Here is an 18,853-nt window from a genome sequence, read left to right as displayed (position 1 = left end):
CCATGAGCTGGGGGCAAGGGGTCAAGGCGGTGCTGGGCGCCTTCATCGGCGTGCGCAAGGGAGCGGCTTCCGAGGCCGACCAGGCGCTCAAGCCGTGGCAATTGATCGTCACCGCGCTGGCGCTGGCGGCAGGGTTGATTGTCGCCCTGTTGCTGCTGGTGTCCTGGGTGACCCGCTAGGAGGAGTGAGATGGCAAGCGTAGAAGAACAGAACCGTTATTTCGTGCCGTCGCCGTCGCGCTGGCCCATGGTGGGTTCGCTGGCGCTGTTCTGCATCGGCCTGGGCGCGGCGTTCGCCGTCAATGGGATGCTGCTGGGCAAGGTGTCGCTGGCGCTGGGGATGTTGATCCTGGTGGCGATGCTGGTGGGCTGGTTCGGCGACGTGATCCGGGAAAGCCGGCTCGGCGTGTATCTGGGGCGAGAGGACATGTCCTTCCGCTGGGGCATGGGCTGGTTCATTTTCTCCGAAGTGATGTTCTTCGGCGCGTTCTTCGGCGCGCTGTTCTGGGTGAGAACGGTGTCGGTGCCGGAACTGGGATCGCTGGACTACAAAATCCTTTATCCGGATTTCGAAGCGTCGTGGCCGTTGTCCACCGGCCCGGGCATCACCCAGGCCTATCAGGCGATGGAAGCCTGGGGGCTGCCGTCGCTGAATACGATGATCTTGTTGAGTTCAGGCGCCACCGTCACCTGGGCGCATTGGGGACTGCTGCAGGAGAAGAGAAGCCAGTTCACGCTGGGGCTGCTGTTGACCGTGGTGCTGGGCTGCACTTTCCTGGGGCTGCAGATGCACGAGTACGGCCACGCTTTCAGCAAGCTGAATCTGACGCTGGCTTCCGGCGCGTACGGCATGACCTTTTTCATGCTGACCGGCTTCCATGGCCTGCACGTGCTGCTGGGCTCCATCATCCTGTTCGTGGTGTGGCTGCGCAGCATGAGCGGGCATTTCGATGCCCACCACCATTTCGCCTTCGAGGCGGCCAGTTGGTACTGGCATTTCGTCGACGTGGTGTGGCTGCTGCTGTTTATCTTCGTTTACTGGCTATGAGGGAAATCAGACATGGTGCGGGCGCCACCAGCCGAACAGCGCGCCCAGCAACAGCAGCAGGAATAATCCAATCGACAGTCCAACCCGCAGGGTCAAGGAGCGCACCAGGCGCTGGGAGCCGTGCTCGGCCTTCATCAGCCCGGTCAAGCCCCAGAACAGGGCCAGGACGATACAGGCAAGCAACAACAGGATGACGAGTTTCATGACCGTATCCTCCACGCAAACTGATCCGGAACGCAAGCCGAAGTCTAAATGGCAACGAACGCTGTGGCTGTTTCTTTTGGTAATCAATTTATTACCATATGTATTGGCAGTATGGCAGTGGCAAAGGGGGCAAGACAAGGAGGCGCTGCTGAGCTCCTTGACCAGCGCGATGAGCGTGGCGCCGGTGGACTTGGTCTACCGCGAAGCGGAGCCGCCGCCGGAGTTCACTCGGGTCAGGCTGAGCCGGGCCGAGCCGGCCGGCCCGGTGATCGAGCTGCGCAACAGCTTCCTCGCCGGACAAGTCGGGAGGCGCATCCTGCAGCCGTGGCGACAAGGCGGCGACGGTTCGCTGGCATTGCTGGACCTGGGGTGGCTGGTCGACGGCGCGCCCTTGCCGGCTTTCCGGCCGGAGCAGGTGCAAGCCCAGGGCTATCGGATGCCGACGCCGCGCCATTTCGTTCTGTCGGGCGCGGTCAAGGGAGCGGAGGGTCCTGTCGACGAGGTGGACGAAGCGGCGTTGCGCCGCCGCTATCCCGGGCATTGGTTCCAGGGCGTGGTGGTGCTGGAAAGCTCCCCGCCGCCGCTGTTGCACTGGCCGGTAGTGCCGGAGTTCATGCCGGACCGCCACTATGCTTACGCGTTGCAATGGCTGCTGCTGGGCGTCTGCATCAGCGGCGCCAGCTGGCTGATGTGGAGGCGCAGGCATGAAATCCATTAACCGGGGGCGGATGGTGTTGCTGGCGATGGGATTGTTGTGCCTGGTGCCGGTTCTGGCCGCCTTGCTGGCTTATTGGTTGTTGCCGCCGCAGGGTGGACGCAGCTATGGCCAATTGCTGCCCACTCATCCTTTCGCCGCCGCGACGCAGCCGCAATGGCCGCGCGGGAAATGGGTGCTGGCGGCGGTATGGGGCACGGAGTGCCATGGGCGTTGCCAGCAGCGCTGGCATGCGATGCGCCAGATAGAAAGGGCGCAGGGCGAAGCGGCCGGGCGCGTGACCAGGGTGGCTTTGCAGGTTTCGGAGCGGGCGCCGCGGCTCGATGTGCCGCACCTGCTGCCGCATTCGGCCGAGTCGGCCTTGCCGGCCGGCAACCAGGGTTTTTATCTGGTCGATCCGCTGGGCAATCAGGTGATGTTCTATCGTGACGGCGCGGATCCGCGCCGGATCATCGATGAAGTGGCCAAGGTGTTGAAGGTGAACAACGGGCTGGGCTGAGCCGGCGGCTGACCGGCGGACACGCTGTGCACTGGGGGGCGCTCGCCATGCGGAAACTGGTTTGGCTGGCTTTGCTGCTGGCCGTCGTCGTGGTGCCGTTCGGCGCCTATGTCAGATTGTCCCACGCGGGCCTCGGGTGCCCGGATTGGCCAGGCTGCTACGGCCAGATTTCGCCGGCGCACGCGGCCGACAGCATACTTCAGGCCCAGGCGCTGTCGCCGGAAGGCCCGGTCAGCCTGGGCAAGGCCTGGCGCGAGATGCTGCACCGCTATCTGGCGGGCAGCCTGGGCGCGCTGATCGCGCTGATCGCCTGGCGGGCCTGGCGGGAAAAGCGCCAGCGCCTGCCGGCTGGACTGCTGCTGGCGGTGCTCGGCCTGCAGGGCTTGCTGGGCATGCTGACCGTCACCTTGCTGCTCAAGCCCGTCATCGTCACTTCCCATCTGCTGGGCGGCATGGCGGTGCTGCAGATTCTGGTCTGGATGGCCTTGTCCCCCGGCTTGCCGCCTGTCGCCGTTCCCGCAAGGCAAGTCAGGCTTGCCGCCTGGCTGGTTTCGGCGCTGGCGCTGCAACTGGCGCTGGGCGGCTGGGTGTCCAGCAACTACGCCGCGCTGGCTTGCCAGGGCTTCCCCGCCTGCAACGGCGAAAGCTGGCCGGCGTTGCGTTTCGATCACGCCTTCCACCTGTTGCGCGAACTGGGCGAGGCGCCGGACGGCAGCCTGCTCGATTTCGCCAGCCTGGTGACCATACATTGGCTGCACCGGCTGGGCGCACTGCTGGTGTCGCTGTTGCTGGCGTCGCTGTTGTGGATGGGCTGGCGGGAGAGGGCGTTGCGGCGGCACCTGCTGTGCCTGGGGATGGCATGGGCGGCCCAGGTGGGCCTGGGCGTCGCCAATGTGCTGCTGCAACTGCCCTTGCCGCTGGCGGTGGCGCATAACGCCGGCGCGGCCGTGTTGCTGGCGACATCCTTGTTGCTGCTGTCCCGGCTGCACGCGAGGGAGATGGAGCGGCGGCGCGTGGCTTGGCCGAGGCTGCCGTTTTTCCATCACGAGCGTTTGAGCGGGCCGGGAGAGGGGCGATGAGCGCCGTCGGCCTGACGCTGTGGCGGCAACACGCCTACGCCTTGTGGCAGCTGTCCAAGCCGCGGGTGGTGGCGCTGATCGTGTTCTGCGCGGTGATCGGGATGTTTCTCGCCAGCCCGGGCGTGCCGGATGCCGCGGTGGTGGCGCCGGCCACGCTGGGCATCGCGCTGGTGGCCGGCGCGGCGGCCATGGTCAACTGCCTGGTGGAGCGCGGCGTTGATGTCAGGATGCGGCGCACCGCCTGGCGGGCCACGGCCACCGGCGAGGTGGGCGCGCGGGAGACGCTGCTGGCGGCGCTGGCCGTCGGCGGCATGGGGCTGGCGCTGCTGCTGGCCTGCTGCAACGCGCTGACCGCCTGGCTGACCCTGGGAACTTTTGTCGGCTACGCCATTGTCTACACCTTGTTGCTCAAGCCGAACACGCCGCAGAACATCGTGATCGGCGGTGCCAGCGGCGCGATGCCGCCGGTGCTGGGGTGGGTGGCGGTCAACGGCGAAATCGACGCGTTCGCGCTGGTGCTGTTCCTGATCATCTATACCTGGACGCCGCCGCATTTCTGGGCGCTGGCCTTGTACCGGCGCGACGATTACGCCCGCGCCGGCTTGCCGATGCTGCCGGTCACCCATGGCCAGCGCTACACGACGCTGTCCATCGTGTTGTACGGTTTTTTGCTGACGGCGGTCACGCTGTTGCCGGTGGCGCTGGGCGAGGCGGGGGCAATATATTTGGGCGCGGTTTTGCTGTTGGACGGCAGATTGTTGTTCCTTGCCGTCAGGCTGCATCGCCAGTATGCTGACGCTTTGGCGCGCCGCCTGTTCGCTTGGTCCATCTGGTATCTGACCTGGCTGTTCGCGGCGCTTTTGCTTGACCATTACTACCTGATTCGATTGAGCTGATGTCCCGACTCCTGAAGTGCCTGCTAGGCTTGTTCGCTGCGTTGGTGTTGTCCGCCTGCGCCCAGAAAATCGATTTCAAAGGCACCGCCATCGAGGACGCCTCGATGGGGGGCGATTTCAAGCTGACCGATTTCCACGGCAAGCCCCGCGGCCTGGATGAGTTCCGCGGCAAGGTGGTGGCGCTGTTCTTCGGCTATACCAGCTGCCCCGACGTTTGTCCGACGACGATGCTGGAGTACGCGTCGGTGATGAAGCAGCTGGGCGCGGACGGCGACAAGGTGCAGGTGCTGTTCGTCAGCGTCGATCCCGAGCGGGATACGCCCCAGGTGCTGGCCGGCTATGTGCCGCATTTCGACAAGCGATTCATCGGCCTGACCGGCGGCGCTGGCGACATCGAAAAGGTGATGAAGCAGTACAAGGTTGTCGCGCAGAAGGTGAAAAACGAGGAGGGCGGCTACACCGTCGACCACAGCGCCGGTTCCTATCTGCTGGACAAGGAAGGCAAGCTCCGGGTGTACGAGGCCTACGGCACCCCGGCCGCCAACCTTGCTTCTGATATCCGGCTGTTGTTACGCTAAACTTGGCGTATCACTCAACCCCGCAGACATGAAGGCCGGAATATCGTGAGCAACGACAATACGCCAGGCATGCCGGCAAGTTCGCATCAGCCGCTGGATCTGGCCAAGTTCACCCTGAGCTCGCCGACCGAGATCGCGCAGCATCTGACCAATATCGCCAAGCACGGCCATATGGTGACGGTTTTTGCCAACAAGGGTAAAAACTTCATTCTGACCCGGCTGTTGGAGGTGGATTACCAGGCCGGCGTTTTCATCTTCGACTGGGGCGCCGAGGAAGAAACCAATGCCCAGGTCCTGAACAGCGAGCGCAATGTCTTCGTCTGCTCTCCCGAGGGGGTGAAGACCCAGTTCGTCACCGGCCAGATCAGCCGGGTGACGATGGATAACCGCCCGGCCTTCCAGTGCCGGCTGCCGGAGCAGGTGATCAAGCTGCAGCGGCGCGAGTTTTTCCGCATCCAGACGCCGCTGGGCCAGCCGATTTTTTGCCATATCGGCGATTTCGGCCAGCGGGAGATCGATCTCGCGCTGTTCGACATCAGCCTGGGCGGCCTGAGCCTGTGGCTGCCGGGCGTCGATACGCCAGGCTTCGACATCGGCCAGCAGTATCGCCAGTGCTCGATCGACCTGAAGCCGTTCGGCACGCTCTCGCTGGGCGTGGAGGTGCGCCACCGCCTGACCGCGCGGATGCGCAACGGCAACGAGGCGATGCGGGTGGGATGCTCCTATCTCAACCTGACGCCGCCGATGGAAACCATCATCCAGCGTTATGTCGGCTTCCTCGAGCGCGAACGCCGCGCGATGGTGGGTTGACCGCAATTATCGAAATCCTTTTCGCAGTAGAACATCATGAAGCTGACCATTGCCCTGTCCAAGGGCCGCATCTTTGAAGAAACGCTGCCCTTGCTGGCGGCGGCCGGCATCGTGCCGGCCGAAAATCCGGAATCCTCGCGCAAGCTGATCATCGGCACCAACCACCCGGACGTGCAACTGGTGATCGTGCGCGCGTCCGACGTGCCCACCTATGTGCAGTACGGGGCGGCCGATCTCGGCATCGCCGGCCGCGACGTGCTGATCGAGCACGGCGGCGCCGGCCTGTACCAGCCGCTGGACCTCAACATCGCCAAGTGCAAGATGATGGTCGCGGTGCAGGAAGGCTTCGATTACGACGCGGCGGTGCGCCGCGGCGCGCGGCTGAAGATCGCCACCAAATATCCGCAGATCGCCCGCGAGCATTTCGCCAAGAAGGGCGTGCACGTCGACATCATCAAGCTGTACGGCTCGATGGAGCTGGCGCCGCTGGTCGGCCTGGCCGACGCCATTGTCGACCTGGTGTCCACCGGCGGCACGCTGCGCGCCAACAAGCTGGCGGCGGTAGAGCACATCATCGACATCAGCTCGCGCCTGGTGGTGAACCAGGCCGCGCTGAAGCTCAAATACGACGCGATCCAGCCGGTGCTGGACGCCTTCGCCGGCGCCGTGCCGGCCTGACCGTTTCCAACTCTTGCCGCGTCGCCGGTCAACCGATTGCTGGCGGCCGGCGTTGCCCATTCTTCAAGCTCCAAGCATCAGAGAATCATCATGTTGAAACTGTCCTCCTCCCAGCCCGACTTCGCCGCGCGCCTGAAAGCGCTGCTGGCCTTTGAAACCGCGCAGGACCCCGCAGTCGACGCCGCCGTGGCGTCCATCTGCGCCGATGTCCATCATCGCGGCGACGCGGCGCTGGTGGAGCACACCAACCGTTTCGACCGCATGCAGGCGGCTAGCATGGCCGACCTGACGCTCAGCCGCGAGCAGCTGGAAGCCGCCTGGGGACGCTTGGGGGCCGACGTGCGCGACGCGCTGTCCGCCGCCGCCGACCGCGTGCGCCGCTACCACGAGAAGCAGCTGGCGCACAGCTGGAGCTATGAAGACGAAGACGGCACCTTGCTGGGCCAGCAGGTGACGGCGCTGGACCGCGTCGGCATCTACGTGCCGGGCGGCAAGGCCGCCTATCCGAGCTCGGTGCTGATGAACGCGCTGCCGGCCAAGGTGGCCGGCGTCGGCGAGATCATCATGGTGGTGCCGACGCCGGGCGGCGAGCGCAATGATCTGGTGCTGGCCGCGGCCTATATCGCCGGCGTCGACAAGGTGTTCACCTGCGGCGGCGCCCAGGCGGTGGCTGCGCTGGCCTACGGCACGGAAACCGTGCCGCAGGTGGACAAGATCACCGGTCCCGGCAACGCTTACGTCGCGGCCGCCAAGCGCCGGGTGTTCGGCGTGGTCGGCATCGACATGGTGGCCGGCCCGTCCGAGATCCTGGTGATCTGCGACGGCGACACGCCGCCCGACTGGGTGGCGATGGACCTGTTCAGCCAGGCCGAGCACGACGAGATCGCCCAGGCCATCCTGTTGTGCCCGTCGGCCGACTACATCGCACAGGTGGAGGCCAGCATCGCCAAGCTGCTGCCGTCCATGCCGCGCCGCGCCATCATCGAAGCCAGTCTGGGCAACCGCGGCGCGCTGATCCAGGTGGCCGACCTGGCCGAGGCCTGCGAGATCAGCAACTACATCGCGCCCGAGCACCTGGAATTGTCGGTGGCAGATCCGGAAGCCCTGCTGCCGCAGCTGCGCCACGCCGGCGCCATCTTCATGGGCCGCTTCACCTCGGAGAGCCTGGGCGACTACTGCGCCGGCCCCAACCACGTGCTGCCGACCAGCCGCACCGCGCGTTTCGCCAGCCCGCTGGGCGTCTACGACTTCCAGAAGCGCAGCAGCCTGATCCGCGTGTCGCAGGCCGGCGCGCAGAAGCTGGGGCGCATCGCCAGCTTGCTGGCGCATGGCGAGGGCCTGACCGCCCACGCCCGCGCCGCCGAGCTGCGTCTGGACGGCAGCGGGGAGCGCAAAGCCTGACACGGCGCTGAGCCGCCATGTCTCAGGCCGGGTGCTGATTTTTGCCCGTTTTTCCTGGAAGGCGTGCCCGGGCCGCAACAGGCGCGGCTTCCTGAGCGCGCGGCGGTAGCCCGCCGCACGCCGACGGGTTACGATGTTTTTTTGCCCGCCCGCGGGCCTATGACGGCGCGACGCGCCGCAGACACACGATGACGACCAAACTGACCGCCAAGCAACTCGTCCGCGACGAGATCGCCGCCATCGGCGCCTACCATGTCGCCGACGCCGAAGGCTTCATCAAGCTGGACGCGATGGAAAACCCGTGGCCGCTGCCGGTCGAGCTGCTGCACGAATTGGCCGCCGAGCTGGCCCGGGTGGCGCTGAACCGCTATCCGGACGCCAACGGCGGCGGCCTGAAAGACGATCTGCGCGCCGCTTTCGCCATTCCGGCCGTGGCCGATGTCGTGCTGGGCAACGGTTCGGACGAACTGATCACGCTGGTCACCCAGGCGCTGGCGCGTCCCGGCGCCAAGTTGCTGGCGCTGGAGCCGTCGTTCGTGATGTACAAGATGAACGCGCTGTTCTCCGGCCTGCAGTACGTCGGCGTGCCTCTGCGCGAGGATTTCACGCTGGATCTGCCGGCCACGCTCGCCGCCATCGAGCGCGAGCAGCCGGCGGTGGTGTTCGTGTCCTACCCCAATAATCCCACCGGTCCGCGCTACGCCCGCGACGAGGTGATGGCGATCTGCCGCTCGGCGCCGGGGCTGGTGGTGGTGGACGAGGCTTACCAAAGCTTCGCCTCCGACAGCTTCATGGATCTGGCCGGCGAGCTGGACAACCTGCTGGTGATGCGCACGCTGTCCAAGCTGGGCTTGGCCGGCATCCGCCTCGGCTACGCGGCGGCCAGTCCGGTCTGGATCAATGAATTGAACAAGGTGCGGCCGCCGTACAACGTCAATGTGCTGACCATTGCCGCCGCCCGTTTCGCCCTGAAGCATCTGGACGTGTTCAACCGCCAGGCCGCCGAGCTGCGCGCCGAGCGCGCGAAACTGTCCGGGGCGCTGGCCGCCTTGCCTCAACTGGCGGTGTTTTCGTCCGAGGCCAATTTCGTCACCGTCCGCGTGCCGGACGCGCCGGCGCTGTTCCAGCACCTGAAGGCGTCCGGCATCCTGATCAAGCAGCTGCACGGCGGCCACCCGCTGCTGGCGAACTGCCTGCGCCTGACCGTCGGCAGCCCGGATGAAAACGCCGCGCTGCTGTCCGCCATCCAACGTTTTTTCGCCTGAAGCCGCAATGAGAACCGCAACCGTCACCCGCAACACGCTGGAAACCCAGATCACCGTCAGCCTGAATCTGGACGGTACCGGCGTCGGCCGCTTTGAAACCGGCGTGCCCTTCCTCGACCACATGATGGACCAGATCGCCCGCCACGGCCTGATCGACCTGGACGTCAAGGCGGTGGGCGACCTGCATATCGATGCCCACCACACGGTGGAGGATATCGGCATCACGCTGGGCCAGGCTTTCGCCCGCGCCATCGGCGACAAGAAGGGCATCCGCCGCTACGGCCATGCCTACGTGCCGCTGGACGAGGCGCTGAGCCGGGTGGTGATCGATCTGTCCGGCCGTCCGGGCCTGGTCTACAACGTCGACTACACCCGCGCCAGCATCGGCCAGTTCGACGTCGACCTGTTCTCCGAATTCTTCCACGGCTTCGTCAACCACAGCATGGTCACGCTGCATATCGACAATCTGCGCGGCCACAACAGCCACCATCAGGCCGAGACCATCTTCAAGGCCTTTGGACGCGCGCTGCGCATGGCCTGCGAGCACGACGAGCGCATGGCCGGCATCACGCCGTCCACCAAGGGGACGCTGAGCGCATGAGCCGGGTCGATCCCGGCATCGCCGGACTCAACCACCTGTGCCTGTCGGTGCCGGATCTGGCGGCGGCGAAGGCCTTCTACGATGCCGCGATGCCGGCGATGGGCTGGCGCGCGGCTGGGCCGACCGCCTATGCCGCCGGCAACTATGAAATCTATCTGCAGCAGAGCCAGGCAGACGGAGCGGGCTTCATCCGCCATGGCGTCGGCCTGCAGCATCTGGCCTTCAACGCGCCCAGCCGGCAGGCGGTGGACGCGCTGCATGGGCTGCTGCTGGAAATCGGCGCGCGCGTCACCGACGCGCCGGCCGAGTATCCGCATTACAGCGACGGCTACTACGCTGTCTTTTTCCAGGATCCCGGCGGCATCGCGCTGGAGTTCTGCCACACCCCGAACATGAGCTTGTAGCAAGATGAAAGTCGCAGTCATCGACTACGGCATGGGCAATCTGCACTCGGTGCTGAAGTCCCTGCAGGCCGCCAACGAAAACGGCGCCGATATTTTCCTGACCCGCGACCCGGAAGCGGTGGTGAAGGCCGACAAGGTGGTTTTCCCCGGCCAGGGCGCGATGCCCGACTGCATGCGCGAGCTGAATCGCCACGGCTTGGCCGAGGCGGTGCGTGAAACCACGCAGAGCAAGCCGTTTTTTGGAATCTGCGTCGGCGCGCAGCTATTGTTCGATCATAGCGAGGAAGGCGACACCGCCGGCCTGGGCCTGTTCCCGGGCTGCGTGCGGCGTTTCGCCGACGATCTCGTCGCCGGCGGCGAGCGGCTGAAGGTGCCGCACATGGGCTGGAACCAGGTTTACCAGACCCGGTCCCATCCGTTGTTCGCCGGCATCGCCGACGGCGAGCGCTTCTATTTCGTCCACAGTTACCATTTCGCGCCGGCCGACGCGGCGCTGACGCTCGCGGAAAGCGATTATCCGCAGCGGTTTGCTTGCATCGTCGGGCGTGGCAACATATTCGCCACGCAGTTTCACACCGAAAAGAGCCACCGGGCCGGACTTCTGATGATGAAGAACTTCCTGGCCTGGGACGGCAATGTTTAACTTACGAATACACCTAGCACCATGCTGCTGATACCCGCGATAGACCTGAAAGACGGTCAATGCGTACGCCTGAGACAGGGCGCGATGGACGACGCCACCATTTTCTCCGACGATCCGGTCAAGGTTGCCGCCCACTGGCGCGATCAGGGCGCGCGACGCCTGCATCTGGTGGACTTGAACGGCGCCTTCGCCGGCAAGCCGAAAAACCTGTCGGTGATCCGCGACATCCTCGGCGAGGTCGGCACCGACATGCCGGTGCAGCTGGGCGGCGGCATCCGCGATCTGGACACCATCGAGGCCTACCTCGACATGGGCTTGTCCTACGTGATCATCGGCACCGCCGCGGTCAAGACGCCGGGCTTCCTGCACGACGCCTGCGACGCCTTCCCCGGCCAGGTCATCGTCGGCCTGGACGCCAAGGACGGCATGGTGGCCATCGACGGCTGGGCCAAGATCACCAACCATAACGTGATCGATCTGGCCAAGCGCTTCGAGGACTACGGCGTCAACTCGGTGATCTACACCGACATCGGCCGCGACGGCATGATGACCGGCGTCAACATCGACGCCACCGTCAAGCTGGCGCAGGCGCTGACCATCCCGGTGATCGCCTCCGGCGGACTGACCAACCTCGACGACATCCGCGCGCTGTGCGCGGTGGCGGACGAGGGCGTGGAGGGCGCCGTCACCGGCCGCGCCATCTACGAGGGCAGCATCGATTTCGCCGCCGCACAAACGCTGGCGGACGAACTGGCCGGCTGAGCCGGCTGATCGCGTGGAAGCGGCGGGCATGCTCCGCCGCTTCAGCGCGCCTGAAGCTTTCTGGAAACGCACATGCTTGCCAAACGCATCATCCCCTGCCTGGACGTGACCGCCGGCCGCGTGGTCAAGGGCGTCAACTTCCTGGGCCTGCGCGACGCCGGCGACCCGGTGGAAATCGCCCGCCGCTACAACGAGCAGGGCGCCGACGAGCTGACCTTCCTCGACATCACCGCAAGCTCCGACCAGCGCGACATCATCCTGCACGTCATCGAGGCGGTGGCCGAGCAGGTGTTCATTCCGCTGACCGTGGGCGGCGGCGTGCGCAGCGTCGCCGACATCCGCCGCCTGCTCAACGCCGGCGCCGACAAGGTCAGCATCAATACCGCGGCGGTGACCAACCCCGAGTTCGTGCGGGAGGCGTCCGATCACTTCGGCAACCAATGCATCGTGGTGGCGCTGGACGCCAAGGCGGTGACGCCGGAGAACGACCGCTGGGAAATCTTCACCCACGGCGGCCGCAACCGTACCGGGCTGGACGCCGTCGAATGGGCGCGCAAGATGCAGGCGCTGGGCGCCGGCGAAATCCTGCTCACCAGCATGGACCGCGACGGCACCAAGGCTGGCTTCAACCTGCCGCTGACGCGCGCGGTGTCGGACGCGGTGAACATCCCCGTCATCGCCTCCGGCGGCGTCGGCAATCTGCAGCACCTGGTCGACGGGGTGAAGGAAGGCCATGCCGACGCGGTGCTGGCGGCCAGCATCTTCCACTTCGGCGAATACACGGTGACGGAGGCCAAGCAGGCGATGCGCGACGCGGGAATCGAGGTGAGGCTATGAGCTGGCTGGACGAGGTGAAGTGGGACGACAAGGGCCTGGTGACCGCCATCGCCCAGGACGCGGCCAGCGGCCGGGTGCTGATGGTGGCGTGGATGAACCGCGAAAGCCTGCAGCTGACGGCCGATACCGGCATCGCCCATTACTGGAGCCGCTCGCGGCAAAAGCTGTGGAAGAAGGGCGAGGAGTCCGGCCATCTGCAAAACGTCAGCGAGCTGCGCCTGGACTGCGACGGCGACGTGATCGTGATGCAGATCGAACAAATCGGCGGCATCGCCTGTCACACTGGGCGGGAGAGCTGTTTCTACCGCCGTTTCGAGAACGGCGGCTGGACGACGGTGGACGCGGTGCTGAAAGACCCGCGCGCCATCTACCATCCCTGAATTGCGGCCGGTCAACGCCGGCGCCGCCCACCGGGTTACAATGGCGGACCGGTTTTGCCAGAATGTCATGCCCGCGCCGTATACTGGAAGGCTGGCGGGCATCAGGGCCTGGAAAGGGCTCGAAAGGATAAGGATATGACCCCGGACGTGTTGAAGAACATAGCCGATACACTGGAAGCCCGGCGCGAGGCGGCGCCGCAGTCGTCTTATGTGGCTTCGCTGTTCCACAAGGGCGAGGACGCCATCCTGAAGAAGGTGGCGGAAGAGGCGGCGGAGACGCTGATGGCCTCCAAGGACAAGGACAAGCTGCATCTGGTGCGCGAAGTGGCCGACTTGTGGTTCCATACCATGGTGCTGTTGACATATCATGGCTTGCGCCCGGAAGACGTCGTAATGGAATTGCACCGCCGCGAGGGCATTTCCGGCCTGGACGAGAAGGCCTCGCGCAACCCTACAGCCTGATTACGGAATACCAACGATGAGCGACTGCCTTTTCTGCAAGATCGTGGCGGGCCAGATTCCCGCCAACAAGGTTTACGAGGACGACGACGTGCTGGCCTTCCACGACATCCGTCCGATCGCGCCGGTGCATTTCATGATCATCCCCAAGCGGCACGTCGACTCGCTGGCCCATTGCGGCCCCGAGCACGAGGCGGTGCTGGGCAAGATCCTGACGCTGGCGCCCCGGCTGGCCAAGGAGCAGGGCCTGGAGTCCGGCTTCAAGACCGGCATCAATACCGGCCGCGGCGGCGGCCAGGAAGTATTCCATCTGCACGTGCACGTGTTCGGCCACAAGGGCTGAGCGCGGCCCCCGTTTTTTCATCAAGGAAGAGTCACAATGGGTTCTCTGAGCATCTGGCATTGGCTGATCGTGCTGCTGATCGTGGTATTGGTGTTCGGCACCAGGAAGCTGCCCAGCATCGGCAAGGACCTCGGCAACGCGGTCAAGGGCTTCAAGGAAGGCATGAACGAAGGCGCCAAGGAAGGCCAGCCGCCGGCCAAGGACGCCGGCCGCATCATTGACGGCGAAGCCGACAAGAAATGACGTGGTGACACGGCGTGCTTGACATCAGTTTCGGCGAATTCGTCCTGATCGGCGTGGTGGCGCTGGTGGTGCTGGGCCCGGAGCGGCTGCCCACGGTGGCGCGCACCGTCGGCGCGCTGGTGGCGCGCGCGCAGCGCTTCGTCGCCAACGTGAAGGCGGACATGCAGCAGCAAGCCAATCTGCAGGGGCTGGACACCATCCGGCAAGACCTGCAGGAGGCGGCGCAAAGCTTCCGCGGCCAGCTGGAGGCCGAGGTGCAGCAGGTCCGCGACACGATAGGCCAGGGCGCCGCCGATGCGCGCGCGCTGGCCGATGAGGCGGCCGAGCCTTTCCACGAAGCCGAGCGCACGATACACGGCGGCCATGAGCCGGACGCCGAGGCGAGGGAGGCCGAGGCCCGCCCCGCCGAGGAGGCGCCGGCCGCCCAGGCCGACGCTGCGCCGCCGCGCGACGAGAATCAGCTGGATCTGTTCGACGACGCGCCGGCGCACCGGCCCGTTTCCCAACCCACCGCATCACAAGCCCGCGAATGAACGAACAACCGCTGCTCGCGCACCTGATCGAGCTGCGCACCCGGCTGGTGCGCGCCCTGTTGGGCATCGCCCTGGTGTTTCTCGGCCTGTTCCATTGGTCGTCCGACATCTACCATCTGTTGGCCAAGCCGCTGCTGGACGCCTTGCCGCAGGGCGGCAGCATGATCGCCACCGAGGTGACGTCCACCTTCTTCGTGCCGATGAAGGTGACCATGCTGGTGGCCTTCCTGATTTCGCTGCCCAATACGCTGTACCAGGTGTGGGCCTTTGTCGCGCCGGGCCTGTACAGCCATGAAAAGAGGCTGGTGCTGCCGCTGGTGCTGGCCAGCCTGCTGCTGTTCCTCACCGGCATGGCCTTCGCTTATTTCCTGGTGTTCCCGGTGGTGTTTCACTTCATGTCCGCGGTCACGCCGGCCGGCGTCAGCATGATGACCGACATCGACAAATATCTGTCCTTCGTCCTGGGCATGTTCCTGGCTTTCGGCACCACGTTCGAGGTGCCGGTGGTGGTGGTGCTGCTGACGCGGATGGGGGTGGTGACGGTGGCCAAGCTGCGCGAGGCGCGGCCTTATGTGATCGTCGGCGCCTTCGTGGTCGCGGCCATCGTCACGCCGCCGGACGTATTGTCGCAAACGATGCTGGCGGTGCCGCTGTGGCTGCTGTTCGAGGCCGGCGTGCTGGTGGCGGCGCTGCTGGAGCGCAGGGCGCGCGCCCGGGAACAGGCGGAGTCGGCGCCATGAGCCGCGAAGCCTGCCGCGCCGGCGCGTCCGCCGCGCTGATCGCCTTGATCGCGCTGACCCTGGCCTGGGAGCTGTGGCTGGCGCCGCTGCGCGCCGGCGGCTCCTTTCTGGCGTTCAAGGCCTTGCTGCTGTTGCTGCCGCTGCGCGGCATCCTGGCCGGACGGCTCTATACCTACCAGTGGTCGAGCATGTTCATCCTGGGCTTCTTCATCGAGGGCGTGATGCGCGGCTGGGCCGACCATGGCCTGTCGCAGCGATTGGCATGGTGTGAAGTCCTGATCAGTACACTATTCTTCATCTGTGTATTGGGATACGCCAGGAGCTTCAAGAAGCTCAAGGCCTGAGGCTAGCTAGAATCAAGAACAAGACCGGCATCCCATGATGCCGGTTTTTTTTTGAGCTTTTTGCCACTGATATCGCGTGGATTTAGCCGTTCAGAATGCCGCGGCTGGCAGGCCGGCGGGTCGCTCATCTAGAATCGCTGCACAAAACGGACCGGGCCCAGCCCGGCCACTTTCATCTCATCGGGTGTGGGGAAGTAACAATGCGGAATTTTTCTATCGCAGCCAGGATTACCCTCGGCTTCGGGCTGCTGCTGGCGGCCCTGGTTCTGACCGGCGTGTTCACGCAACTGGGTTTGAACAAGATTTCGTCGCGGGTGGCGGAAGTCAGCTCGCACGAGTTGGTGTTCTACACCGATATCGTCGATTTGCAGCGCGGCATGGGCAATTTGCGCCGTTTCGAGAAAGACTACTTCATCAATATCGCCAGCGACGCCAAGCGCGGCGAATACCTGGGCAAATGGAAGGACGCGCTGGCTGGGGCGCAAAAAGCGATCCAGCAGGCGGGCACCCATCCGCTGGACGACGGCGCCAACCAGAAGCTGGCCAAGCTGGGCACGTTGCTGGCCGGCTACGCTGACGGTTTCGGCAAGGTGTCGGCCCAGGTGGAGGCCAAGCAGCTGACCGCGACCGCCGACGCCAACAAGGAACTGGACAAGTACAAGGACAATATCCACCAGATGGAAGGCGCGTCCGCCGAGCTGAGCAAGGCCGCGGCCGATGCGGTCGGCCTGCTGGACGATCAGATCGATGCCACCGCCAGCGCGGTGCGCACCCAGCTGATGATGGAGATCATCAGCGCGCTGGCGGTAGGCGCGCTGTTCGCCTGGTACATCATTTCGTCGATCCGCCAGCCGCTGCTGATGATGCGCGACGCCAGCCAGGAACTGGCCGACCAGCGCAACCTGCGGCTGCAGCTGCCGGATTTCGGCCGGAATGAACTGGGCAGCGTCGGCGGCTCGCTGGGCAAGCTGGTGGACAGCGTGAGGTCGGTGGTGGAGGAGTCGCAGCAGCATTCCGCCAGCCTGGCGAAGGCCGCAGGCCAGCTGTCCGGCGTCAGCGAGCACGTGTCGTCGGCGTCCGTTCACCAGTCGGAGGCGGCGTCCAGCGGCGCGGCGGCGATCGAGCAGATGTCGGTCAGCATCAATCTGGTGGCCGACAGCACCCAGGACGTCGAGCGCCAGGCGCGGCTGACCATGGAGCAGGCGACCGCCGGGACCGAGCTGGCGCAGAAGGCGGCCGGCGAGATCCGCCAGATCGCTACCACCATCACCGAGACCGCGACCGTGATGGACGGCCTGAACCAGCGCTCGGCCGACATCGGCGACATCGTCCGCGTGATCCACGACATCGCCGACCAGACCAATCTATTGGCGCTGAACGCAGCGATCGAGGCGGCGCGCGCCGGCGAGATGGGCCGCGGCTTCGCCGTGGTGGCGGACGAGGTGCGCAAGCTGGCGGAACGCACCAGCCAGGCCACCACCGAGATTTCCAGCCACATCGACGGCGTGCTGGCCGATACCCAGCGCGCCTATCAGAGCATGCAGCAGGCCAACAGCCGGATCGAGAACGGCGTGGTCAGCGCGTCCAGCGTCGCCGACGCGCTGGGCCAGATCCGCGAGCTGGCCCAGCAATCGGTGGAGCGCATCGCCGATATCGCCAACGCGATCAAGGAACAGAGCCTGGCCAGCCAATCGGTGGCGCGCAATGTCGAGCAGATCGCGCAGATGAACGGCCAGACCACCGAGGCGGCCACCGAGGCCAGCAAGCTGGCCACCGAGCTGAGCGGCCTGTCCGAGGAGCTGGACGCCTGCCTGCAGCGTTTCCGCACCTGAGCCTGGCGCGCGCGGCGAAAAACGAAAGCCCCGGCTACGCGCCGGGGCTTTTTGCAGGCCTGCGCGTCAGCTCAGGGCCAGCGCCGCCAGCGTGTTGTCGCGCAGCGCGCGCCGCAGCGGCGCGGCCTCCATGCCGCGCAACTCGGCCAGAACCTCGATGAAGCGCGCCAGCTGGAAGGGCTCGTTGGGCACGTCCTGCGCGTATTCCGGGCGGATGTCCGGCGCGTCGGTTTCCAATACCAGGCTGGAGAGCGGCAGGGTCGCCGCCAGCGAGCGGATACGGCGCGAGCCGCTATAGGTCATCGCACCGCCGAAGCCCAGCTTGAAGCCCTGGCGGATGAAGGCCTGGGCCTGCTGCTCGCTGCCGTTGAAGGCGTGGGCGATGCCGCATTCGATCTTCTGCTCGCGCAGGTGCTTCAACACCCGGTCCACCGAGCGCCGGACGTGCAGCACCACCGGCAGGCCGTGTTTGCGGGCCAGCTTCAGCTGTTCGACCAGCAGCGCCTCCTGCCGCGCCGGGTCCAGCTCCGGCAGGTAGAAGTCCAGGCCGATCTCGCCGACGGCGGCCGGGGCATGCCGCGCCAGGTACTCGTCCAGCAGGGCCAGGTGCTCGTCCAGATGCCGGTCCAGGTAGATGGGATGCAGGCCGAAGGCGATCCAGCAGCCGTAGCGCTCGCGCATCGCCAGCACGTCATCGAAGGTGCCGGTCATCACTGCCGGCACCAGCAGCTGGCCGACGCCGGCCGCCTGCGCGCGGGCCGCCACGCCGTCCACGTCTGCCGCCAGCTCCGGCGCGTCCAGGTGGCAGTGGCTGTCTATCAGGCAGTCTTCGGCCGGCAACGGGTTGAAGCGCATCACAGCTTCCAGGTGAAGCCGAGCAGCGTCTGCCAGCCGGCGGTATGCTCGCCGGTGTTTTCCGCGGCCCAGCGGCTGCCGGCGCCCAGGTCCAGCGTCCAGTGGCGCGAGAGCGGATGCGACATCACCAGCAAGAGATTGCTTTGCTCCAGCTGCCAGCCAGATCCGTCGTCATGGTGATTCAAACCCAGCCGGCGCTTCTGGTTGGCCAGGCTGGCCCATCCCAGCAGCGAGAACTTCTGGCCCATCCAGTCGCCCAGCGGCGCATCCAGCGTGGCTACCAGCAACTGGCCGGGATGGCTGTCGCCGATGCGGCTGGCGTAGCCGAAGGACAGGCTGCCGTCGCGCGGCAGATCGAAGCCGTAGCGCGCCAGCGCCAGGCTCTGCGACACCCCGCCGCCCAGGCTCCACGCCGGCTCGCTGGCCACGCCCAGCGACACCCATCCCGCGGGCGCCGGCAGCGCCCAGCCGCCTTCGCCGTCCTGCACGTACAGCGCGCCGAAACGGGTGCGGTATTGCAGGTCCACGCTGGGCTGCAGCCGCGAAGAATTGCCGTATGAGGTTTGCCGCGTCATCAGCTCGGTGCTGATCGACAGATCAAGATCCTTGCCGTCTTCTGCATGGCAGGAAAGGGCGGTCAGCAGCAGGCAGAGCAGGCTGGCGAGGGCGGGCGGGCGTGGCATCGGGGCTCCGGTACGGGGAAGG

At 65.9% G+C, this 18,853-nt stretch carries 27 protein-coding genes; 24 read left to right on the top strand and 3 right to left on the bottom strand.

Annotated features, from left to right (window positions below; genetic code table 11):
• Nucleotides 1–2 precede the first annotated feature (2 nt).
• Together ACY3GB_RS12160 and ACY3GB_RS12155 are read left to right on the top strand one after the other, a co-directional pair.
• Entirely contained in the window at nt 3–179 is a 177-nt protein-coding gene (locus ACY3GB_RS12160) for a DUF2970 domain-containing protein (RefSeq protein ID WP_463088966.1), read from the top strand.
• A 10-nt stretch (nt 180–189) separates the two neighbouring features.
• Nucleotides 190–1,047: a cytochrome c oxidase subunit 3 gene (locus ACY3GB_RS12155; RefSeq protein WP_463088965.1), complete on the top strand. Its 858-nt coding sequence runs from the start codon at nt 190–192 to the stop codon at nt 1,045–1,047.
• Between the two features lie 6 nt (nt 1,048–1,053).
• Here ACY3GB_RS12155 and ACY3GB_RS12150 read toward each other — a convergent pair whose 3' ends face one another.
• On the bottom strand, nt 1,054–1,251 hold the full coding sequence (locus ACY3GB_RS12150; RefSeq protein ID WP_021478398.1) for a DUF2909 family protein: 198 nt from the start codon (nt 1,249–1,251) through the stop codon (nt 1,054–1,056).
• Nucleotides 1,252–1,354: 103 nt separating this feature from the next.
• On the opposite strand from ACY3GB_RS12150, the gene ACY3GB_RS12145 reads away from it, so the two are divergent.
• The 22 genes from ACY3GB_RS12145 (at nt 1,355) to ACY3GB_RS12040 (ending at nt 17,293) form a co-directional block, all read left to right on the top strand.
• Nucleotides 1,355–1,969, top strand: coding sequence for an SURF1 family protein (locus ACY3GB_RS12145; RefSeq protein WP_463088964.1), 615 nt, complete (start codon nt 1,355–1,357; stop codon nt 1,967–1,969).
• Complete coding sequence (locus tag ACY3GB_RS12140) at nt 1,956–2,465, top strand: hypothetical protein (RefSeq protein ID WP_463088963.1); 510 nt, start codon at nt 1,956–1,958, stop codon at nt 2,463–2,465. Before ACY3GB_RS12145 ends, ACY3GB_RS12140 begins: the two co-directional genes overlap by 14 nt.
• Nucleotides 2,466–2,512: 47 nt before the next feature.
• Nucleotides 2,513–3,544, top strand: coding sequence for a COX15/CtaA family protein (locus tag ACY3GB_RS12135; protein WP_463088962.1), 1,032 nt, complete (start codon nt 2,513–2,515; stop codon nt 3,542–3,544).
• On the top strand, nt 3,541–4,440 hold the full coding sequence (locus ACY3GB_RS12130; protein ID WP_463088961.1) for a heme o synthase: 900 nt from the start codon (nt 3,541–3,543) through the stop codon (nt 4,438–4,440). The genes ACY3GB_RS12135 and ACY3GB_RS12130 overlap by 4 nt, the downstream gene beginning before the upstream one ends.
• On the top strand, nt 4,440–5,018 hold the full coding sequence (locus ACY3GB_RS12125) for an SCO family protein (RefSeq protein WP_463088960.1): 579 nt from the start codon (nt 4,440–4,442) through the stop codon (nt 5,016–5,018). Before ACY3GB_RS12130 ends, ACY3GB_RS12125 begins: the two co-directional genes overlap by 1 nt.
• Nucleotides 5,019–5,063: 45 nt before the next feature.
• Nucleotides 5,064–5,828: a flagellar brake protein gene (locus ACY3GB_RS12120; RefSeq protein WP_463088959.1), complete on the top strand. Its 765-nt coding sequence runs from the start codon at nt 5,064–5,066 to the stop codon at nt 5,826–5,828.
• Nucleotides 5,829–5,864: 36 nt separating this feature from the next.
• Nucleotides 5,865–6,506, top strand: a complete 642-nt coding sequence (hisG, locus tag ACY3GB_RS12115) for an ATP phosphoribosyltransferase (protein ID WP_011134165.1) — start codon at nt 5,865–5,867, stop codon at nt 6,504–6,506.
• A gap of 90 nt (nt 6,507–6,596) precedes the next feature.
• Nucleotides 6,597–7,907 (top strand): histidinol dehydrogenase, encoded by a 1,311-nt coding sequence (gene hisD, locus ACY3GB_RS12110; RefSeq protein WP_463088958.1) that lies wholly within the window; start codon nt 6,597–6,599, stop codon nt 7,905–7,907.
• Between the two features lie 188 nt (nt 7,908–8,095).
• A complete protein-coding gene (gene hisC, locus ACY3GB_RS12105; protein ID WP_463088957.1) occupies nt 8,096–9,172 on the top strand; it encodes a histidinol-phosphate transaminase in 1,077 nt (358 codons plus the stop codon).
• A 7-nt stretch (nt 9,173–9,179) separates the two neighbouring features.
• Nucleotides 9,180–9,773 carry an imidazoleglycerol-phosphate dehydratase HisB gene (hisB, locus tag ACY3GB_RS12100; protein WP_463088956.1) on the top strand — a complete coding sequence of 198 codons (594 nt, stop codon included), beginning with the start codon at nt 9,180–9,182 and terminating at the stop codon, nt 9,771–9,773.
• Nucleotides 9,770–10,177, top strand: a complete 408-nt coding sequence (locus tag ACY3GB_RS12095) for a VOC family protein (protein WP_106075698.1) — start codon at nt 9,770–9,772, stop codon at nt 10,175–10,177. The genes hisB and ACY3GB_RS12095 overlap by 4 nt, the downstream gene beginning before the upstream one ends.
• Nucleotides 10,178–10,181: 4 nt before the next feature.
• Nucleotides 10,182–10,820 (top strand): imidazole glycerol phosphate synthase subunit HisH, encoded by a 639-nt coding sequence (gene hisH / locus ACY3GB_RS12090; protein ID WP_463088955.1) that lies wholly within the window; start codon nt 10,182–10,184, stop codon nt 10,818–10,820.
• A gap of 21 nt (nt 10,821–10,841) precedes the next feature.
• The gene (gene hisA / locus ACY3GB_RS12085; protein WP_021478411.1) at nt 10,842–11,582 is read left to right on the top strand and encodes a 1-(5-phosphoribosyl)-5-[(5-phosphoribosylamino)methylideneamino]imidazole-4-carboxamide isomerase; all 741 of its coding nucleotides are present in this window, start codon (nt 10,842–10,844) and stop codon (nt 11,580–11,582) included.
• A gap of 72 nt (nt 11,583–11,654) precedes the next feature.
• Nucleotides 11,655–12,419, top strand: coding sequence for an imidazole glycerol phosphate synthase subunit HisF (gene hisF, locus ACY3GB_RS12080; protein ID WP_166439555.1), 765 nt, complete (start codon nt 11,655–11,657; stop codon nt 12,417–12,419).
• Entirely contained in the window at nt 12,416–12,799 is a 384-nt protein-coding gene (gene hisI / locus ACY3GB_RS12075; protein WP_070980015.1) for a phosphoribosyl-AMP cyclohydrolase, read from the top strand. Before hisF ends, hisI begins: the two co-directional genes overlap by 4 nt.
• 135 nt (nt 12,800–12,934) lie before the next feature.
• A complete protein-coding gene (locus ACY3GB_RS12070) occupies nt 12,935–13,261 on the top strand; it encodes a phosphoribosyl-ATP diphosphatase (protein ID WP_463088954.1) in 327 nt (108 codons plus the stop codon).
• 16 nt (nt 13,262–13,277) lie between these two features.
• Nucleotides 13,278–13,601, top strand: coding sequence for a histidine triad nucleotide-binding protein (locus ACY3GB_RS12065; protein ID WP_021478415.1), 324 nt, complete (start codon nt 13,278–13,280; stop codon nt 13,599–13,601).
• Nucleotides 13,602–13,637: 36 nt separating this feature from the next.
• Nucleotides 13,638–13,844: a Sec-independent protein translocase subunit TatA gene (tatA, locus tag ACY3GB_RS12060; RefSeq protein WP_166439558.1), complete on the top strand. Its 207-nt coding sequence runs from the start codon at nt 13,638–13,640 to the stop codon at nt 13,842–13,844.
• A gap of 14 nt (nt 13,845–13,858) precedes the next feature.
• Complete coding sequence (gene tatB, locus ACY3GB_RS12055) at nt 13,859–14,377, top strand: Sec-independent protein translocase protein TatB (RefSeq protein WP_463088953.1); 519 nt, start codon at nt 13,859–13,861, stop codon at nt 14,375–14,377.
• Nucleotides 14,374–15,117, top strand: a complete 744-nt coding sequence (gene tatC, locus ACY3GB_RS12050) for a twin-arginine translocase subunit TatC (protein ID WP_463088952.1) — start codon at nt 14,374–14,376, stop codon at nt 15,115–15,117. The genes tatB and tatC overlap by 4 nt, the downstream gene beginning before the upstream one ends.
• Nucleotides 15,114–15,461 carry a DUF2069 domain-containing protein gene (locus ACY3GB_RS12045; RefSeq protein ID WP_021478419.1) on the top strand — a complete coding sequence of 116 codons (348 nt, stop codon included), beginning with the start codon at nt 15,114–15,116 and terminating at the stop codon, nt 15,459–15,461. The genes tatC and ACY3GB_RS12045 overlap by 4 nt, the downstream gene beginning before the upstream one ends.
• A 200-nt stretch (nt 15,462–15,661) precedes the next feature.
• Nucleotides 15,662–17,293 carry a methyl-accepting chemotaxis protein gene (locus tag ACY3GB_RS12040; RefSeq protein WP_463088951.1) on the top strand — a complete coding sequence of 544 codons (1,632 nt, stop codon included), beginning with the start codon at nt 15,662–15,664 and terminating at the stop codon, nt 17,291–17,293.
• Nucleotides 17,294–17,359: 66 nt separating this feature from the next.
• Here the strand turns inward: ACY3GB_RS12040 and ACY3GB_RS12035 are convergent, their stop codons facing one another.
• Together ACY3GB_RS12035 and ACY3GB_RS12030 are read right to left on the bottom strand one after the other, a co-directional pair.
• Complete coding sequence (locus tag ACY3GB_RS12035; RefSeq protein WP_463088950.1) at nt 17,360–18,148, bottom strand: TatD family hydrolase; 789 nt, start codon at nt 18,146–18,148, stop codon at nt 17,360–17,362.
• Complete coding sequence (locus ACY3GB_RS12030) at nt 18,148–18,831, bottom strand: hypothetical protein (protein ID WP_463088949.1); 684 nt, start codon at nt 18,829–18,831, stop codon at nt 18,148–18,150. The genes ACY3GB_RS12035 and ACY3GB_RS12030 overlap by 1 nt, the downstream gene beginning before the upstream one ends.
• Between the last annotated feature and the right edge of the window lie 22 nt (nt 18,832–18,853).

The sequence above is a fragment of the Chromobacterium sp. Ag138 genome (assembly GCF_055181315.1).
This window is presented reverse-complemented; position numbering and strand designations above follow the sequence as displayed.

Excerpts from the sequence above, each read along its gene's own strand:
- hisB (WP_463088956.1), top strand. The coding sequence starts at position 9,180 with ATGAGAACCGCAACCGTCACCCGCAACACGCTGGAAACCCAGATCACC.
- ACY3GB_RS12095 (WP_106075698.1), top strand. The coding sequence starts at position 9,770 with ATGAGCCGGGTCGATCCCGGCATCGCCGGACTCAACCACCTGTGCCTG.
- hisH (WP_463088955.1), top strand. The coding sequence starts at position 10,182 with ATGAAAGTCGCAGTCATCGACTACGGCATGGGCAATCTGCACTCGGTG.
- tatC (WP_463088952.1), top strand. The coding sequence starts at position 14,374 with ATGAACGAACAACCGCTGCTCGCGCACCTGATCGAGCTGCGCACCCGG.
- ACY3GB_RS12065 (WP_021478415.1), top strand. The coding sequence starts at position 13,278 with ATGAGCGACTGCCTTTTCTGCAAGATCGTGGCGGGCCAGATTCCCGCC.
- ACY3GB_RS12150 (WP_021478398.1), bottom strand. The coding sequence starts at position 1,251 with ATGAAACTCGTCATCCTGTTGTTGCTTGCCTGTATCGTCCTGGCCCTG.
- ACY3GB_RS12130 (WP_463088961.1), top strand. The coding sequence starts at position 3,541 with ATGAGCGCCGTCGGCCTGACGCTGTGGCGGCAACACGCCTACGCCTTG.
- ACY3GB_RS12030 (WP_463088949.1), bottom strand. The coding sequence starts at position 18,831 with ATGCCACGCCCGCCCGCCCTCGCCAGCCTGCTCTGCCTGCTGCTGACC.
- hisD (WP_463088958.1), top strand. The coding sequence starts at position 6,597 with ATGTTGAAACTGTCCTCCTCCCAGCCCGACTTCGCCGCGCGCCTGAAA.
- ACY3GB_RS12035 (WP_463088950.1), bottom strand. The coding sequence starts at position 18,148 with ATGCGCTTCAACCCGTTGCCGGCCGAAGACTGCCTGATAGACAGCCAC.
- hisC (WP_463088957.1), top strand. The coding sequence starts at position 8,096 with ATGACGACCAAACTGACCGCCAAGCAACTCGTCCGCGACGAGATCGCC.
- ACY3GB_RS12135 (WP_463088962.1), top strand. The coding sequence starts at position 2,513 with ATGCGGAAACTGGTTTGGCTGGCTTTGCTGCTGGCCGTCGTCGTGGTG.
- tatA (WP_166439558.1), top strand. The coding sequence starts at position 13,638 with ATGGGTTCTCTGAGCATCTGGCATTGGCTGATCGTGCTGCTGATCGTG.
- hisI (WP_070980015.1), top strand. The coding sequence starts at position 12,416 with ATGAGCTGGCTGGACGAGGTGAAGTGGGACGACAAGGGCCTGGTGACC.
- ACY3GB_RS12040 (WP_463088951.1), top strand. The coding sequence starts at position 15,662 with ATGCGGAATTTTTCTATCGCAGCCAGGATTACCCTCGGCTTCGGGCTG.
- hisF (WP_166439555.1), top strand. The coding sequence starts at position 11,655 with ATGCTTGCCAAACGCATCATCCCCTGCCTGGACGTGACCGCCGGCCGC.
- hisG (WP_011134165.1), top strand. The coding sequence starts at position 5,865 with ATGAAGCTGACCATTGCCCTGTCCAAGGGCCGCATCTTTGAAGAAACG.
- ACY3GB_RS12070 (WP_463088954.1), top strand. The coding sequence starts at position 12,935 with ATGACCCCGGACGTGTTGAAGAACATAGCCGATACACTGGAAGCCCGG.
- ACY3GB_RS12155 (WP_463088965.1), top strand. The coding sequence starts at position 190 with ATGGCAAGCGTAGAAGAACAGAACCGTTATTTCGTGCCGTCGCCGTCG.
- ACY3GB_RS12160 (WP_463088966.1), top strand. The coding sequence starts at position 3 with ATGAGCTGGGGGCAAGGGGTCAAGGCGGTGCTGGGCGCCTTCATCGGC.
- ACY3GB_RS12045 (WP_021478419.1), top strand. The coding sequence starts at position 15,114 with ATGAGCCGCGAAGCCTGCCGCGCCGGCGCGTCCGCCGCGCTGATCGCC.
- hisA (WP_021478411.1), top strand. The coding sequence starts at position 10,842 with ATGCTGCTGATACCCGCGATAGACCTGAAAGACGGTCAATGCGTACGC.
- ACY3GB_RS12125 (WP_463088960.1), top strand. The coding sequence starts at position 4,440 with ATGTCCCGACTCCTGAAGTGCCTGCTAGGCTTGTTCGCTGCGTTGGTG.
- ACY3GB_RS12140 (WP_463088963.1), top strand. The coding sequence starts at position 1,956 with ATGAAATCCATTAACCGGGGGCGGATGGTGTTGCTGGCGATGGGATTG.